Genomic DNA, 14,566 nt, shown 5'->3' on the forward strand with positions numbered 1-14,566 from the left:
GGCTTCAACAAGCCTTCTGTTATTTTTCTGCTTTTGAACTAGATACTCCCCCAGATAACACGAACTTCATGGCTTCCTCAGGCTTAATATCTAACCATTCAATTTCTTCTTTTGGAATCAAAAAAGTAAAACCGGCTACTTGAAAAGTCTGCGGAACATAAACGGCTACGTGGTCTTTTAATGAATGAATCACCTCTTCTACTTCTTCAGAGGTCACAAACCCTATGACTTTCATTGACGTGCCGGGCATCGTCACTAAAGCGACTTTTGAAAATGACTTTTTCTCTCCAAGAAAAGATTGAAACGTATCTTTAATAACGGTATATAGCGTTTTAACAAACGGTATTCTTTCTAACAATCCATCAATTAAGTTAATAATTTTCCCTGTAAAAAAACGAGTGGATAACCATCCTAAGAACGTAATTAAAAGAAGAGTCGCTAAGATGCCAATCCCCGGTATATAATCCTGCTTCATATAGGGCTTCAATACGTTTCCTAAAATGCTATCTAAAAAATTAAACACTCTTACTAAAATATAAATAACAAGGATAATAGGGACAATCGTTAAGAGTCCATTAATAAAACTTTTTATAATTGCTTTCATGCAAACACCTCATTTTTTCTGACATACTGCTGTTCATTATACAATGGATTTGTTTTGCTGCGTCTCTTTATTTCTATTCGCACACGTATAAACTAACGACGTTTTATCAAAATAATAGATGGGTACATGAACATACATACTTATATATCTATTTTTGCGGAGGGATACAATTGGGACGTTTAGAATCAAAAATTGCAGTGATTACAGGATCAAGCTCTGGCATTGGAAAAGCAACTGCTGAACGCTTTGCGAAAGAAGGAGCGGTTGTTATTTGTGCTGATATTAATTTAGACGGTGTGAAAAAAGCAGCACAAGAAATTAAAGAAGCTGGCGGTGAAGCCTACGCCTACTATATCGATGTAGCTGAAGAAGAAAAAGTAAAAGAATTCACAGCAGAAATTGAAAAGAAATTTGGTAAAGTGGACATTCTTTTTAATAATGCAGGGACAGACACAGAAGGCGGCAAGCTTCACGAATATCCAGTAGAACTTTGGGATCGCTTAATGTCGGTAGATTTACGCGGAACGTTTCTTGTAAGCAAATACGTTATTCCGCTGATGTTAGAAAATGGCGGATCGATTATTAATAATTCATCCGTGTCCGGGCTGGCAGCAGACTTAGACCGTTCTGGCTATAATGCAGCGAAAGGTGCTATTACCAACTTAACAAGAACCATGGCAATTGACTACGCTCGTGAAGGTATTCGCGTTAACTCAATTGCTCCTGGAACAATCGAAACACCTCTTCTTGATGATTTATCAGGCGCTGAAGAAGGAAAAAAATTCAGAAAAGCATATGAATGGGTCGATCCGATGGGCCGTCTAGGCAAACCGGAAGAAGTAGCCGGTGCTGTATTATTTTTAGCATCTGATGACAGCTCATATGTAACAGGTGATTGCATTACTGTAGACGGCGGTCATATGGCGTACACATGGCCTGGAAAAATGCTTTACGATAAAATGTGAGAATAAAATTAGCTCTATACCATTAGGTATAGAGCTTTTCCGTTTGCATTTTTTCTTTAAAATAGACGTGACATTATGTCAAGACAGGTGTAAACTTAAAGCAAAATTCTTTGCTTCTAGGAGGAAGACATGAAAACAAAACAATTATCAGAACGTCAGCTTCTTGGCATCGCGGGGCTCGGATGGCTCTTCGATGCAATGGATGTTGGCATTTTGTCTTTTATCATTGCAGCTCTTCACGCTGAATGGGAACTTTCCCCTACTGAAATGAGCTGGATAGGCAGCGTTAACTCGATCGGAATGGCCGTTGGAGCTTTAGTGTTTGGGTTATTGGCTGATCGAATTGGACGAAAAACCGTTTTTATTGTAACTCTTGTTCTTTTTTCAGTAGCAAGCGGCCTTTCGGCTCTTACTACTACCCTGGCTGCTTTTTTAGTATTTCGATTTTTAATTGGAATGGGTTTAGGAGGAGAGCTGCCTGTTGCTTCTACACTTGTTTCTGAGACGGTGGCGCCGGAAAAACGCGGTAAAGTGGTCGTCTTATTAGAAAGTTTTTGGGCGTTCGGCTGGCTACTGGCAGCGCTTATTTCTTACTTTGTAATCCCAGCCTACGGGTGGCAGCTAGCGCTTATCCTGACGGCTATCCCAGCGTTTTATGCCATTTATTTGCGCATCAAACTGCCAGATTCTCCTCAGTTTGTGGAAGCGACAAAAGAAAAGAAACCGTCGATTGCGGACAATGTAAGAAGCGTGTGGTCTAAGCCTTATCGTCAATCTACGATTATGCTGTGGGTTCTGTGGTTTTGCGTTGTATTTTCATATTACGGCATGTTTTTGTGGCTACCTAGCGTCATGGTCATTAAAGGATTTAGCTTAATCAAAAGCTTTGAATACGTATTGATTATGACGTTAGCTCAGTTGCCCGGCTATTATACGGCTGCTTGGTTTATTGAACGCATGGGCCGAAAATTCGTATTGGTCACCTATTTGTTAGGTACGGCTGCTAGCGCATATATCTTTGGAAATGCCGAGTCACTTTGGCTCCTGCTAACAGCAGGTATGCTGTTGTCTTTCTTCAACTTAGGCGCTTGGGGAGCTTTATACGCGTATACACCTGAGCAATATCCGACGTCTATTCGAGGCACAGGAGCTGGAATGGCTGCTTCTTTTGGAAGAGTTGGAGGAATTTTAGGACCGCTGTTAGTTGGTTATATGTCAACGCAAGGTGCGTCTTTAACCGTTACGTTCTCAATCTTTTGTGTAGCTATTTTAATCGGTGTTGGTTCGGTTGTTTTTCTAGGAAAAGAAACCAAACAAAAGCAGCTCGCATAAAAAAAGACGCTCTTTTAGAGCGTCTTTTTTGTGCTTATTATTTATTTTCTACTAGCTCTTTTTCACCTGTTTCTACTTCCACGTCACGCTGAGCGAACACTTTCTTAGCTACATTTAAAGCATTTAACACGCGTGGGAAACCTGTGTATGGGATTAATTGAATGATGCTCTCCACAATTTCCTTTGGCTCTAGTCCAGCAGTTAGACCTGTATTCAAATGCAGCTCCAGCTGTGGCTCTGTACCCTGAGTAACCAGTGATGAAATGGTCACTAACGCTCGCTGCTTATTTGTTAGGCCAGGTCGTGAATAAATGTCTCCATAGGCAAATTCAATAATGTATTTTCCAACGTCAGGAGCTAGGTCTTTTAAGTCTTCTGTAATTTTTAAATGAGTTGAAATATCATCGTTACTCGTTAATGTATATTCCATTAATTTATCTAAACCTTTTTGATAACTATCTTGTGCCATGTAAAATCAACCTCCGTATTTTTTACTGACACCGCGCGGAATCACTGTTTGTTTTCTTGTATGTTTTCTACACTATCTACTTTAACGCACATTTTCTCTTTCGTAAAATACATATATTCAATACAACATATGCATTTTATCTATATAAAGCAGAATGCTGTTTATTCATATAGTGTAGAAATTGTTTAGAGGCATATGAAATATATTTATCCTTTTTTAAAATCAATGCTAGATCCCACGAAATCGAAGGATTAATAATAGGAACGGCTTTTACGATAGCCGAATCTACTTTTGCTGCAATGGACTGTGGAAAGATAGATACACCTAAGTTTTCCGCAATCATTTCACCAATGAAATCCCATTGAGAGCTTTCGTAGGCTACGTTAGGTTCAAACCCTGCTTGTTGACATGCCTGAATAAGCCGGTCGTGAAGTGTAAAATCTTCATTAAACAAAATAAATTTCTCTTGGGCTAACTCATTAATTTCTACATGCGTTTTAGAGGCTAAAGGGTGGGAATGGTGAACATATAAAAGCATTTTTTCAGAGGTAAAAGGATTAATATCAAAAAGGTGTTCATTTACTGGAAGGACCGCCACGCCTAAGTCTAATTCTCCTTTTTCTACTGCTTTTTGAACACGGTTGGCTCCGTATTCAATAAGTTTAATTGTGATATCTGGATAGAGCTGCTGAAACCCTTTAATAATCTTTGGAAAGAACAGCACTCCAATCAATGGAGGAATCCCAATTTTAATCACTCCTTTTTTCAGATTCATCACATCATATAAATAAGTCGATAGCTCATCAATGGATGCCATGACTTTTTGTCCTTGCATATACACGACTTCCCCTGCATCCGTTAAATCAATCTGTCTTGCGGACCGATCAATTAACTCTACTTCCAATTCTTCTTCTAAGTTTTTTACCATTTTGCTTAAAGTCGGCTGTGAAATATGAAGACTTTGAGATGCTTTAGTAAAGCTTCTTAGTTTGGCAACTTCTAAAAAATAATTAAGCTGACGAATATCCATCTCTGCTCCTCCTATAGATAAAGTGAATATCTTTTATATTATTTATTCATTTTACCTATTGTTTTTTAAGATATACAGTAAAAATATAAAGAAAAGATGGACACATAATAAATCAATTTTATCTAAAAAAGAACAAATGGGATAAAGGCGCTAGTATGGACCGTTTGTGACACAGCTGTTGATTTATGAGCGAGTCTTCGCCTTGCCCTCCCATCAACACCTAGAAGCTAATGAAGCCTCCGCTTACCATAACATCAAAAAAATCCGAACGATTCATCGTTCGGATTTACCTTCACCTAAAATGCTTTTGCACCGTCTTCTTTTACTAGGATTATTTAAAATGTTTTGGCTGCTTGTGCTGCTTGTTCTAGACCGCTTTCAATAATTTCTTGAGCACGATCTGGAAACTGATTGTGACCTTCAATAATAACAGAGTTCACGTCCGCAATTCCAAAGAATTGAAGTACGCTGCTGACATATTTAACGGCCATTTCGACGTCAGCTGCTGGACCTTCTGAATACACTCCGCCTCGTGCATTTAATAACATCACTTTTTTATCGCCTAGTAATCCCACCGGACCTTCTGGCGTATACTTAAACGTTTTGCCTGCTTGATTTAAATAATCAAAGTACGTATGAAGCACGGCCGGCACGGTAAAATTCCAAAGCGGAAAGGCAATAACAATTTTATCTGCTTCCACAAATTGTTCTAAGTAGTAATTAGCAGTTTCTGCTGCTTTGTTTTCCGCTGCCGTCACTTCTAGCCCTCTTGCTAATTTAAACTGACCGTTTATCATGTCGGCACCTAAATAAGGAAGTTCTTCTTGAAACAAATTTAGTTCTATTAGTTCTATTATTTCTTCATCTTGGTGCGATTGTTGATAGCTTTCTAAAAATGCATCATATAATTTCACGCTAACCGCTTCACTTGCCGATCTGTCATTTGCTTTTATAAAAAGAGTATAACTCATACTAAAACCTCCACTGATTGTTGATACTCTTATTTTATTCGCTTTTTTCGTTCGTTTCGAACGACTTTATAATGAAATGCCTTCATACTTTAGTCTGAAAAATCCTATATTAGATTTTATTAAAGAACAAAAAAACAAATTGACAACGATAATCATTATCATTAAAATTAGAGAGAATTTAATTATTACTATCATTTAAAGTAAGGGGAGCTTTTTATGTGGTCGAGTTTGGCTTTGTCGCTTCGTGAAGGTTTAGAAGCGTCACTTATTATTGGAATTATTTTAGCTCATGTTACAAAAATTGGCCGAAAAGACTTAAAGTATTCCGTCTTCATTGGCGCTGCTGCTGGCCTTATTTCCAGCTTAGTATTTGGCTTTATTGGCTTTAATGAGGCGAAAGAGTTAGAAGAAGAGTCAGAAGAAATTTTTGAAGGAGTCATGATGCTTTTAGCTGCAGGTCTTATCGCTTATTTTATTCTGTGGTTGCACCGAAGCAAAGAAATGACATCTTCGGTTACATCAAAAATTTCCAGAAGCTCTTCCAAATGGGGAATAATCGTTTTAGCCTTTTTATCTGTCTTTCGTGAAGGAACAGAACTAATTATTTTTAATCTGACACAAGTGAATCAACACGCCTCTTCTATTGTATTCGGCAGTATAAGTGGCATTTTGCTGGCCATCGTTATTACATACATTCTGTTCAAAACAGCTATTAAGCTGAACCTGTGGATTATTTTTAAAGCGCTTGGTATTTTCCTTATTTTTATTGGAGGAGAGTTATGCGGTGAAGGTTTGGTTAAGCTATTCGAAGCTGGTGGAGAGCCCCTTGAGATAATTGGATTTAGTGTATTTACAGTTGCATCACTGTATCTATTCTTCCAAACGGAGTTAAAAAATTTAAAAGTAAGAAAACAAAAATCAGCATCATAATCACACAAAAGCCGCCTAATGGCGGCTTTCTTAGTTTGTAGATGAAACGGGAAGGTGAATCACAACTTCCGTTCCTTGTTCTTCTTCACTTTTAATAAAAATCTCGCCTTTATGCTGACGGACAATAGTTTGTGCAATTGATAGTCCAAGCCCCGTTCCTCCCGTAGCTCTGCTTCTAGCTTTATCGACTCGATAGAAACGTTCAAAAATATGGGCAAGATCTTCTTTTGGAATGCCAATTCCATAGTCTTTTACTTTGATAATGACATCTTCCTGCTTTTTTTCAACGGTCACTTCAATTTTATCCGTACTGTATTTAATTGCATTATCAAGCAAAATAATCAACACTTGCTTCATTTTTAGTTCATCCACTTCAATCATAATGGGCGTTTGATCATAATGAAGAACTAATTCTCTTTTGTATACCTGCTGCAGCTGCTTAACGATTTGTTCAAAAATAAGAACAAGATCTGTTTGCTTCATATCAAGCGTTTGTTCTTTTTCCACACTTGCCAGATCAAGCAGCGTTTCAATCATTTTTTGCATTTTGGTTGCTTCCGCATAGATGGTGTCGATCGCATCCAGCGTAATTTCTTCATTTTTAATCCCTCTTCTTCTTAATAAATTAGAATAACTGCGAATAACGGTTAGAGGGGTTTTTAATTCATGAGAAGCATCGGAAACAAACTGATTTTGCTTTTCAATATTTTCTCGCAAGCGGTCAATCATATGATTAAAGGTAACGGTCATCCCCTGCAGTTCATCTCTCGTTTCCGTTTGAATGAGGACCTTTTTAGGAACACCGCTCTCTTCGATCTCTTTCATCGTTGTGACCATATTTTTAATAGGATGCATAATGACTCGTGATAACCATCTTCCTCCTAAAAGAGACAGTAAAATGGACACAAGCGAACAAAAAATCAAAATTGATAGCAAAATATCTTTACGGGTTTCAAAACCAGTCAGAAGCTCACCAATCTCAAGTGTTTCAACGACTTGATTATTGACTTTGACAGGCATGCGAATAACCAATACTTGCTTTTCTCTGATTTTGCGAAGTTTCACCTTTTTTTTCTTTGAAAATTCGGGCTTAATTTTCACCAGATGAGGATCGTTTGATACCTGGTTAATGACCGTAGAATTTTCTGAGACTGTTCGGATAAATGAATGATTGGTCAAATAAAATTTTAGTAACTCCGGCGAGAGCTCCACGGAATGATCTTGCTGACCTTTTTGAATAATCTCGCGTGCTTTTTCGAATAAAATGTCCTGTTCCATATTTACGGTAGATTTAGTAAAGGAGAAAAAAACAACGATGTTCATGATTAATAAAATAACCACTAGCCATGCTGTTGTCAGTAAATTAATCTTCGTCGTGATCTTCATGTTTCTCCTCTTTCATCATATATCCTACGCCCCGCACCGTATGAATGAGAGAAGTAGAAAAACCTTCATCTACTTTTTTTCTTAAGTGGCGAATATACACATCAATTACGTTCGTTTCTCCTTCATATTCATAGCCCCAAACGTTTGTGAGAATTCCTTCTCTCGTGACAATTTTATTTTTATTCGTAAGCAAATACACGACTAAATCATACTCTTTCGGTGTCAGCGTAATGGATTCATTGTTTCTTAGGACTTCCCTTGTTTCAAGATTAATGGTCAAATCACTTATCGTTAAGAGCTCCGCTTCAGCTTCTTTCGTTCCTGATGCTTCTACGAGCGAACGATAGCGAATACAAGAGCGAACCCGCGCTAACAGCTCTTCAATTTCAAACGGTTTTGTAACATAATCATTAGCCCCTTGATCTAAGCCCATTACCTTATCTAGCGTCGTATTTCTGGCAGTTAATAAAATAACTGGCGTAAATACTTCCGCTTTCCGAAGTCTCCTTAACACCTCAATACCGCTCAGGCTTGGAAGCATCACGTCTAGCAAAATGAGGTCATATTGAGCGGATATTGCCGTCTCTAACCCCGCTTTCCCGTCGTACTCAACATCTACTTCATAATCTTCAAATTCCAATTCAATCTTTAACACTTTCGCAATTTGCGCTTCATCTTCCACAATTAAAATTTTCTCTTTCATGTTATACACCTCTCACCACATGTCTTAAGTGAAAGAATAGCTTCTTTAGATAAAAAAACAACACCTTTTTCAAAAGATGTTTGTTTTTTTATCTAAACCCTACTTTTTCAACATACTTGTTCTTTAGCTTATCCTTATTGTTTGTAAACATGAATGTTTTACGCATGAAGACCGATCGTTTGCTTTTCACCTAAAATCCAATTGACTACTGCTAAAAGTTCTTCAGGCGTTTGTGCTTCGATTTCTTTATGATAAGCAGCAATAGCGTTATATAATGTGTTCATTTTATCAGCATCCTGCAGCACTTCCTGCAGCTGACTTTCTAACGATTGATCCGTCTTTAGTTCTTGAACTAAGTTTCGTTCTGTTAAATAGCGTAAATTTACTTCTTCTTGACCCGGTAAAGCAGAATGAACAAAAATCGGTAAATTTTTGCGAAGAGCTTCACTGACCGTGATACCACCTGGCTTTGTTACGATAGCATCCACTTGTTCATACAGTTCATTCATTTCTGTGCGTGATGAAATGTACGGAATTGGTGTAACGTGCTGTAATTCCCATCCCTTGATTTCTTCGTATAACTTTTGATTTTTGCCGCATAAGACAAAGTAATGAAAATGGCGCGCGTCTTTTAAATCATTATAAAAATCCATAATATTCCCTAGACCGCTGCTGCCTCCGGCAATTAAAATATTTTGGTTACCATGATGCTTAACAGTTCTTGTTTTTGTTATTTCTTCATGTACCGGTATCCCTGTGACCATCATATTTTGAAGTGGAATTTCACTTTGAGCACGAAGCCCTCTTTTTACTTCTTCACTAGGAAGAAAGTGAAAGTCAATCTCTTCTTTTCCCCATAAATTATTAATAAAGAAATCCGTGTAGACATTTATAATAGGAACATCACACTTGCCTTTTGCTTTTAATTGACTGAGCAAATAAGAAGGAAATCCATGTGTACATATAATTAAATCCGGATTTTCTTCTTTAACTAAGTGCTCCATTTTTTTTGCGAATACGTGATGATACCATTTGAATGAATGAACAGGCGGTTCATAAAAGAGATGTTTGTATGCCATATTGTACGTTTCTGGAGCATAACGAATCCATTTCAAATATGTGCCTGTGACCACTTTTTCTAATAGTTCGTTTGTATAGCTTAATAAATCTATTTTTTTATAACAAATATTTGTTGTTCTTCTTTCCAATATATCCATTAACGCCTCTGCCACTTGATGATGGCCAGAAGGCATTTTTAGAAGAGGTAAAAATAAAACCTTTTTCAACTGTTTCATCTCCTATTCTAAAAGCAGTTTCTTCCTCTCCTTTTTATATCATTAAATGCCCTTAAATTTCGGATTTTAATTGATTTTTAATGTGAAATTCATCGTTTTTTTAGAGTGTCAATCTAAACTAAGAGTGAAAAGTACTGCATAAGGAGAAAACAAATGAACCTCAATTACGAAGTATTTCAATGGATTAACTCGTTTGCTGGTAAATCCAGCGCAATGGATTCTGTAATGATTATCATCACGAATAGCGTTCCTTATTTTATAATGGCTTGTTTGCTTTTGCTTTGGTTTAGCGGAAAAACAGAAAGAACAATTTATCACCGTTATACGGCTTTATACATGTTGTTTACAATTGTACTTTCTCTATGTATCAATGAAGTCATTCACCTGGTGTATTACCACCCGCGTCCGTTTGTGACTCATCACGTTCATAAACTGATTCCGCACCCGGCTAATTCATCTTTTGTTAGTGATCATTCAATTTTAGTCTTTTCTGCTGCTTGGATCATGTGGTTACGGAAAAACAAATCGAGAAGCATCATTTTTATATGGGCTGTCATTTCGGGCCTTTCGCGTATTTACGTAGGCGTTCACTATCCAGCAGATGTACTTGGAGGCATGGTGATCGCGGGAGCTATGGGATGCTTTATTATATACGTTTCAGCTAAAACAGCTCCTCTTATTCAGCGATTATTCTGGATTCACGATTTGATTATCAAGCGTATTCCGTTTCTATCTCCCTATACACATGAACAAATTAGCAAAAAAAATCATTCAGCTTAAAGAGGCTGAGACAAAAATAGTTTAGCTGAAGTGAAAAACGAACCACTAATCAAACAGTTTGATTAGTGGTTCGTTTTTTTTGTTATGGTGAACGTAGATTTTATCTGTTTCGTTCCTTCCAGCAGTTGATTGGAGGGCAAGACGAAGACTCCTGCTGGAACAGTGGAACAGGTGAGACCCCCGCAGGAGCGTAAGCGACGAGGAGGCTCAGCGGCCGCCCGCGGAAAGCGAAGCCTTGCACGGAAATCAACTGCGGTCGAGCAAGCAGTCTAGATTATATATCCAGATTGTTCGCCTTTGGATGGGATTCATTTCGTTACTTCCCAGTCTCTTTCTTTATTATTTTTAAAAAACAACGTTCACTTTCTTGACTTTCACTTTTATTTATTTTATATTAGTTGATGTATCAAACATTGATGTATCAAATATTAATCCATCAATAAATATCATAGAAAAAGGGAGCGACTTTCTTGTCACATTCATGTTCTGAAAAAGCAAATGTTCTGTATGCTCTGCAAGAAGTTAATAAACAAATTAATCAAAAGTTTGAGCATTGTACCGGTGTTAGCCAATCACGTCTTGATATTTTACATCAGCTTTATGAAACAGGTGAAATGAGTCAAAAGGCGCTTCAACAGCAAGTAAACATTGACAATGCTGCAATTACAAGACATTTAAAGCAGCTCGAAGAAAGAGATGTTGTATCACGCCGTAAAAACCCTGATGACAACCGCGTAACATTTGTAAAGCTTACGAAAAGCGGACATGAAAAAATCGGTGCATTTCGAAACGAAAAAGCTCGCTTTATTGATGAAGCATTTAAAGATTTCAGCGAAGAAGAACAGCTGCTGCTTTCCAAAATGCTCGAGCGTTTAAAAGTAAACATTTCGGCCATTGAACGGTCATAACATTTTTAACATAAAGGAGAGTTCATCATGACACAAACAAAAACACTAAACAATGATTTCCAAGATATTATTACAGGGCGCAGATCTATTCGTTATTACGATCCATCTGTCAAAATCAGCCGTGAAGAAATGAAAGAAATTTTAACAGAAGCGACGCTAGCTCCATCTTCTGTTAATGCACAGCCTTGGCGCTTTCTAGTAATTGATAGCCCTGAAGGAAAAGCAACATTAGCTCCGCTTGCTAAATTTAATCAGTCACAAGTAGAAACATCAGCAGCTGTTATTGCGATATTCGGCGATTTAAAAAGTGAAGAAAATTTAGATGAAATTTACGATAAAGCTGTTGAACTAGGCTATATGCCACAAGAAATTAGAGACATGCAAATCCCTAAAATCAAAGCGCACTACGCAGCTGCTTCTGAAGAATTAAATAAAGAAACAGTATTAATTGACGGCGGTTTAGTATCCATGCAGTTAATGCTTGCTGCACGTGCTCATGGTTATGATACAAACGCTATTGGCGGTTATGAAAAAGATCAAATTGCCGAAGCATTCGGTTTAGACAAAGAGCGCTATGCACCGGTTATGTTACTTTCAATCGGCAAAGCAGCAAATAGCGGTTACCCGTCTGTACGTTTACCAATCGAAAAAGTAGCTCAATTTAGATAATAAAAAAAGGTGCTGTGTATTCAGCACCTTTTTTTATCCTCCACTAACGGGTGGAATAAATGCGACGGTATCTCCCGTTCTAATGGCTTCTTCATCTGTTACAAACTCTTCGTTGACTGCTGTCATCGTTTGCTCCAAAGAGGAAAGCTTATACGTTTTTTGTACATATTCCTTTAATTCCTTCACTGTTATATCTTGCTTATCAACTGTTACTTGTTCCACTCCAGCCTCTTCACGTATAGCAGCAAAAAATAAGACGTTAATCATTTTCACATCTCCTTCAATGGCTTTCCTTCAGGATATTCTTTCGTTTCTAACTGATCTCCAATCCATTTTGTTCCGTCTTCCCAAAATTCTTTTTTCCAAATTGTCACAATTTGCTTAATGCGTTCAATAGCATACTCGTTTGCTTCATAAGCTGTTTTGCGATGCGGAGAAGAAACGGCAATAACTACTGCGACTTCTGTTATATCAAGTTTCCCGATTCGGTGAGTAATAGCTGTCAACGCATCGGGCCACTTTTCCTGAATTTCGTCACCAATTTGGCTAAGCATTTTCACTGCCATTGGCACATAGGCTTGATATTCAAGAGAGAGCGTCTTCTTGCCTTTTGTAAATTCTCTTACCGTTCCAATAAATGTCGTAATAGCTCCAGCGTCTCTTCTAGAAACTTTTTTAATTATTTCATCTACAGCAATTGGCTGATTTACTACTTCAAATAAGTGCTGGTTCATCTTCTTTCCCCCACTTCTTTCAATAAAAAATTAAGATAAAGTTCGTCTTCTTGTAAGTGAAACATTGGATATGCTCGCTGCACTTCTTTTTTTAGTGGAACGTGACTAATCACGCATATAATATTGGTTAGAGAGGAAAGCAGAACAAGATCTTCTTCACTTCGAATCAAGACTGCTTTTGGATAGGATTCTTTTTTATATCCTTCAACAAAAATGACATCTGGCGAGAAAAATTGATAAAAATCAATCAGCTTTTTTAGGCTCCAGTCTTTACTATCTGCCGTAAGCTGTAGGATTCCACCTCCCTCTACACCTGCCACATCGGCACCTGCTTGCTGGTGGCGATGACTGTCTTTTAGCTCACTGCTGCTATCTGGAGGTCCGCCGTGTCCATGGTGCTTAATAGAACCTACACATAGATTGAATTGTTTCGCTCTTTTAATGAGCTTTTCCACTAAAGTAGTTTTTCCGCTGTTTTGAAATCCAACTACTTGTAAAACATTGCAACTTGCTACCAAGGCCATTCACTTCCCCGCACGTCATCTAGCAATAAGACGTCAACCAGCATTCCTTCTTTGTATCCTCTCGTCCCTCCGGGAAATATAATTAACGTATCCGCATGAGCTAAAGAAGAAACAGCACTAGATTTTGTAAAGCTTAATGGAGAAGCAATCAGCTGTCCTTCCCTGTATGAAAGCCTGCCAGATACAAATCGCATAAAAGGATTTGGCTTTAAGAAGTCCTTTCCTAACAAAGCTTTTTCTTTCCGAAGATGAGGGGCGCTCTTACCCGCGTATGTACTGATGACCGGACGAGCCAGAAGTTCAAAACCGACATAGCACGCTGTAGGATTTCCCGAGAGGCCAAATAAAAGCTTTTCTTCCATACGAGCAACCGTTGTGACACTGCCTGGCCTCATCGCTATTTTATTAAAAAGAACTTCGGCCTGTAATTGCTTATAAACATCTGGTAGATAATCATAGTCTCCTACTGAAACGCCGCCCGTTGTAATCAGCATGTCCACTTCTGATAGTGCAGATTTTACCGCATTGTAGCACTCACTTAAATCATCGGGCATGATACCAAAATAGTTCACTTCGCCCCCAGCTTTTTCAATTTGGGCACGAAGCATATGAGCATTGCTATTACGAATTTTGCCCCGTTCAACAGGATCACTCACTTCCACTAGTTCACTTCCAGTTGCAAGTAATCCAACTACAGGCTTTTGGAAGACAGCTACGTTATCATAGCCAAATGTGGCTAAAAGAGCAGCTACTCCCGGAGTGATATACGTTCCTTTTGAAGCTAACACGGTGCCTTTTGTTGTTTCTTCTCCTTGAAAAGAAATGTTATCTCCGCCGTTAAACGAACGCTTGATTTGAACGATCGGCTGATTGTCCTTCGTATATTCTTTTGTTACTTCAAGCATCGCAACCGCATCGCAGCCTTTGGGAATAGGAGCTCCTGTCATAATACGCACAGCCTGCATCGCGCTGACTGTATGTTCAAAAACAGAACCCGCTCCTATTTCTCCTCGAACAGCCAGTTCTACTGGATGAAGTGATGATGCTTCTTTCGTATCTTGCGACCGAACGGCAAAACCATCATATGGTGAACGATCAAAAGCAGGAATATCATGATCTGCTATTAAATCTTCAGCTAAAAATCTGCCGTGAGCTTCTTCAAGCGCAATGATTTCTTGCTTTCTGTTTTTTGCATACTGCATCACTCGTCCAACGCATTCTCCGACAGGGATAGGAGTTCGCTTTTCTCTCATTCTTTTCACTCCT

Annotated in this window: 18 protein-coding genes; 7 read left to right on the forward strand and 11 right to left on the reverse strand. The window is 38.2% G+C overall.

The features are described from left to right. Positions 1 to 19: 19 nt before the first annotated feature. Positions 20 to 604, reverse strand: coding sequence for a DUF502 domain-containing protein (locus ACFX4E_RS18965; protein WP_377238074.1), 585 nt, complete (start codon positions 602 to 604; stop codon positions 20 to 22). Between the two features lie 170 nt (positions 605 to 774). Here ACFX4E_RS18965 and ACFX4E_RS18970 point away from each other — a divergent pair, with 170 nt between their 5' ends. Both ACFX4E_RS18970 and ACFX4E_RS18975 read left to right on the forward strand, forming a co-directional pair. Continuing rightward, a complete protein-coding gene (locus tag ACFX4E_RS18970) occupies positions 775 to 1,569 on the forward strand; it encodes an SDR family oxidoreductase (protein WP_028409622.1) in 795 nt (264 codons plus the stop codon). 129 nt (positions 1,570 to 1,698) lie between these two features. Next, entirely contained in the window at positions 1,699 to 2,901 is a 1,203-nt protein-coding gene (locus tag ACFX4E_RS18975) for an MFS transporter (protein WP_060745821.1), read from the forward strand. A gap of 37 nt (positions 2,902 to 2,938) precedes the next feature. Here the strand turns inward: ACFX4E_RS18975 and ACFX4E_RS18980 are convergent, their stop codons facing one another. From ACFX4E_RS18980 to ACFX4E_RS18990, 3 genes are all read right to left on the reverse strand, one after another. Continuing rightward, positions 2,939 to 3,370, reverse strand: a complete 432-nt coding sequence (locus ACFX4E_RS18980) for a carboxymuconolactone decarboxylase family protein (RefSeq protein WP_028409624.1) — start codon at positions 3,368 to 3,370, stop codon at positions 2,939 to 2,941. Positions 3,371 to 3,506: 136 nt separating this feature from the next. Continuing rightward, on the reverse strand, positions 3,507 to 4,400 hold the full coding sequence (locus tag ACFX4E_RS18985; protein ID WP_028409625.1) for a LysR family transcriptional regulator: 894 nt from the start codon (positions 4,398 to 4,400) through the stop codon (positions 3,507 to 3,509). A gap of 335 nt (positions 4,401 to 4,735) precedes the next feature. After that, positions 4,736 to 5,371: an FMN-dependent NADH-azoreductase gene (locus ACFX4E_RS18990; protein WP_377579837.1), complete on the reverse strand. Its 636-nt coding sequence runs from the start codon at positions 5,369 to 5,371 to the stop codon at positions 4,736 to 4,738. A 216-nt stretch (positions 5,372 to 5,587) separates the two neighbouring features. Here ACFX4E_RS18990 and ACFX4E_RS18995 point away from each other — a divergent pair, with 216 nt between their 5' ends. Further along, positions 5,588 to 6,301: an FTR1 family iron permease gene (locus ACFX4E_RS18995; RefSeq protein ID WP_028409627.1), complete on the forward strand. Its 714-nt coding sequence runs from the start codon at positions 5,588 to 5,590 to the stop codon at positions 6,299 to 6,301. A gap of 30 nt (positions 6,302 to 6,331) precedes the next feature. On the opposite strand, the gene ACFX4E_RS19000 is transcribed toward ACFX4E_RS18995, so the two are convergent. The 3 genes from ACFX4E_RS19000 to ACFX4E_RS19010 all read right to left on the reverse strand — a co-directional run bounded on the left by ACFX4E_RS19000 (position 6,332) and on the right by ACFX4E_RS19010 (position 9,676). Next, positions 6,332 to 7,687 (reverse strand): sensor histidine kinase, encoded by a 1,356-nt coding sequence (locus tag ACFX4E_RS19000; protein WP_028409628.1) that lies wholly within the window; start codon positions 7,685 to 7,687, stop codon positions 6,332 to 6,334. After that, a complete protein-coding gene (locus ACFX4E_RS19005; RefSeq protein ID WP_025752630.1) occupies positions 7,665 to 8,390 on the reverse strand; it encodes a response regulator transcription factor in 726 nt (241 codons plus the stop codon). The genes ACFX4E_RS19000 and ACFX4E_RS19005 overlap by 23 nt, the downstream gene beginning before the upstream one ends. Before the next feature lie 158 nt (positions 8,391 to 8,548). Further along, positions 8,549 to 9,676 (reverse strand): MGDG synthase family glycosyltransferase, encoded by a 1,128-nt coding sequence (locus tag ACFX4E_RS19010; RefSeq protein ID WP_028409629.1) that lies wholly within the window; start codon positions 9,674 to 9,676, stop codon positions 8,549 to 8,551. Between the two features lie 162 nt (positions 9,677 to 9,838). On the opposite strand from ACFX4E_RS19010, the gene ACFX4E_RS19015 reads away from it, so the two are divergent. From ACFX4E_RS19015 to ACFX4E_RS19030, 4 genes are all read left to right on the forward strand, one after another. Then, a complete protein-coding gene (locus ACFX4E_RS19015) occupies positions 9,839 to 10,465 on the forward strand; it encodes an undecaprenyl-diphosphatase (protein ID WP_028409630.1) in 627 nt (208 codons plus the stop codon). Between the two features lie 129 nt (positions 10,466 to 10,594). Further along, entirely contained in the window at positions 10,595 to 10,738 is a 144-nt protein-coding gene (locus tag ACFX4E_RS19020) for a hypothetical protein (protein WP_176524076.1), read from the forward strand. A 197-nt stretch (positions 10,739 to 10,935) separates the two neighbouring features. After that, entirely contained in the window at positions 10,936 to 11,373 is a 438-nt protein-coding gene (locus tag ACFX4E_RS19025; protein ID WP_013085370.1) for a MarR family winged helix-turn-helix transcriptional regulator, read from the forward strand. A 27-nt stretch (positions 11,374 to 11,400) separates the two neighbouring features. Then, complete coding sequence (locus ACFX4E_RS19030; RefSeq protein WP_013059680.1) at positions 11,401 to 12,042, forward strand: nitroreductase family protein; 642 nt, start codon at positions 11,401 to 11,403, stop codon at positions 12,040 to 12,042. 33 nt (positions 12,043 to 12,075) lie between these two features. Here the strand turns inward: ACFX4E_RS19030 and moaD are convergent, their stop codons facing one another. Genes moaD through ACFX4E_RS19050 form a run of 4 tightly spaced genes read right to left on the reverse strand, consistent with a single transcriptional unit; the run spans position 12,076 to position 14,553 of the window. Then, positions 12,076 to 12,309, reverse strand: a complete 234-nt coding sequence (moaD, locus tag ACFX4E_RS19035) for a molybdopterin converting factor subunit 1 (protein WP_028409631.1) — start codon at positions 12,307 to 12,309, stop codon at positions 12,076 to 12,078. Positions 12,310 to 12,311: 2 nt separating this feature from the next. Continuing rightward, positions 12,312 to 12,776: a molybdenum cofactor biosynthesis protein MoaE gene (locus ACFX4E_RS19040; protein WP_377238075.1), complete on the reverse strand. Its 465-nt coding sequence runs from the start codon at positions 12,774 to 12,776 to the stop codon at positions 12,312 to 12,314. After that, positions 12,773 to 13,300: a molybdopterin-guanine dinucleotide biosynthesis protein B gene (gene mobB / locus ACFX4E_RS19045; RefSeq protein WP_028409632.1), complete on the reverse strand. Its 528-nt coding sequence runs from the start codon at positions 13,298 to 13,300 to the stop codon at positions 12,773 to 12,775. The genes ACFX4E_RS19040 and mobB overlap by 4 nt, the downstream gene beginning before the upstream one ends. Then, positions 13,288 to 14,553 carry a molybdopterin molybdotransferase MoeA gene (locus tag ACFX4E_RS19050; RefSeq protein ID WP_098249450.1) on the reverse strand — a complete coding sequence of 422 codons (1,266 nt, stop codon included), beginning with the start codon at positions 14,551 to 14,553 and terminating at the stop codon, positions 13,288 to 13,290. The genes mobB and ACFX4E_RS19050 overlap by 13 nt, the downstream gene beginning before the upstream one ends. Between the last annotated feature and the right edge of the window lie 13 nt (positions 14,554 to 14,566).

The organism is Priestia sp. YIM B13491, assembly GCF_042787605.1.
In the GTDB taxonomy this organism is placed as follows: domain Bacteria; phylum Bacillota; class Bacilli; order Bacillales; family Bacillaceae_H; genus Priestia; species Priestia megaterium_E.

What these genes read in the sequence shown, in the direction of transcription:
- ACFX4E_RS19015 (WP_028409630.1), top strand. Translation starts at nt 9,839, where the DNA reads ATGAACCTCAATTACGAAGTATTTCAATGGATTAACTCGTTTGCTGGT.
- ACFX4E_RS19000 (WP_028409628.1), bottom strand. Translation starts at nt 7,687, where the DNA reads ATGAAGATCACGACGAAGATTAATTTACTGACAACAGCATGGCTAGTG.
- ACFX4E_RS18975 (WP_060745821.1), top strand. Translation starts at nt 1,699, where the DNA reads ATGAAAACAAAACAATTATCAGAACGTCAGCTTCTTGGCATCGCGGGG.
- ACFX4E_RS19005 (WP_025752630.1), bottom strand. Translation starts at nt 8,390, where the DNA reads ATGAAAGAGAAAATTTTAATTGTGGAAGATGAAGCGCAAATTGCGAAA.
- ACFX4E_RS19030 (WP_013059680.1), top strand. Translation starts at nt 11,401, where the DNA reads ATGACACAAACAAAAACACTAAACAATGATTTCCAAGATATTATTACA.
- ACFX4E_RS19050 (WP_098249450.1), bottom strand. Translation starts at nt 14,553, where the DNA reads ATGAGAGAAAAGCGAACTCCTATCCCTGTCGGAGAATGCGTTGGACGA.
- ACFX4E_RS18980 (WP_028409624.1), bottom strand. Translation starts at nt 3,370, where the DNA reads ATGGCACAAGATAGTTATCAAAAAGGTTTAGATAAATTAATGGAATAT.
- ACFX4E_RS18990 (WP_377579837.1), bottom strand. Translation starts at nt 5,371, where the DNA reads ATGAGTTATACTCTTTTTATAAAAGCAAATGACAGATCGGCAAGTGAA.
- mobB (WP_028409632.1), bottom strand. Translation starts at nt 13,300, where the DNA reads ATGGCCTTGGTAGCAAGTTGCAATGTTTTACAAGTAGTTGGATTTCAA.
- moaD (WP_028409631.1), bottom strand. Translation starts at nt 12,309, where the DNA reads ATGATTAACGTCTTATTTTTTGCTGCTATACGTGAAGAGGCTGGAGTG.
- ACFX4E_RS19040 (WP_377238075.1), bottom strand. Translation starts at nt 12,776, where the DNA reads ATGAACCAGCACTTATTTGAAGTAGTAAATCAGCCAATTGCTGTAGAT.
- ACFX4E_RS18985 (WP_028409625.1), bottom strand. Translation starts at nt 4,400, where the DNA reads ATGGATATTCGTCAGCTTAATTATTTTTTAGAAGTTGCCAAACTAAGA.
- ACFX4E_RS18965 (WP_377238074.1), bottom strand. Translation starts at nt 604, where the DNA reads ATGAAAGCAATTATAAAAAGTTTTATTAATGGACTCTTAACGATTGTC.
- ACFX4E_RS18995 (WP_028409627.1), top strand. Translation starts at nt 5,588, where the DNA reads ATGTGGTCGAGTTTGGCTTTGTCGCTTCGTGAAGGTTTAGAAGCGTCA.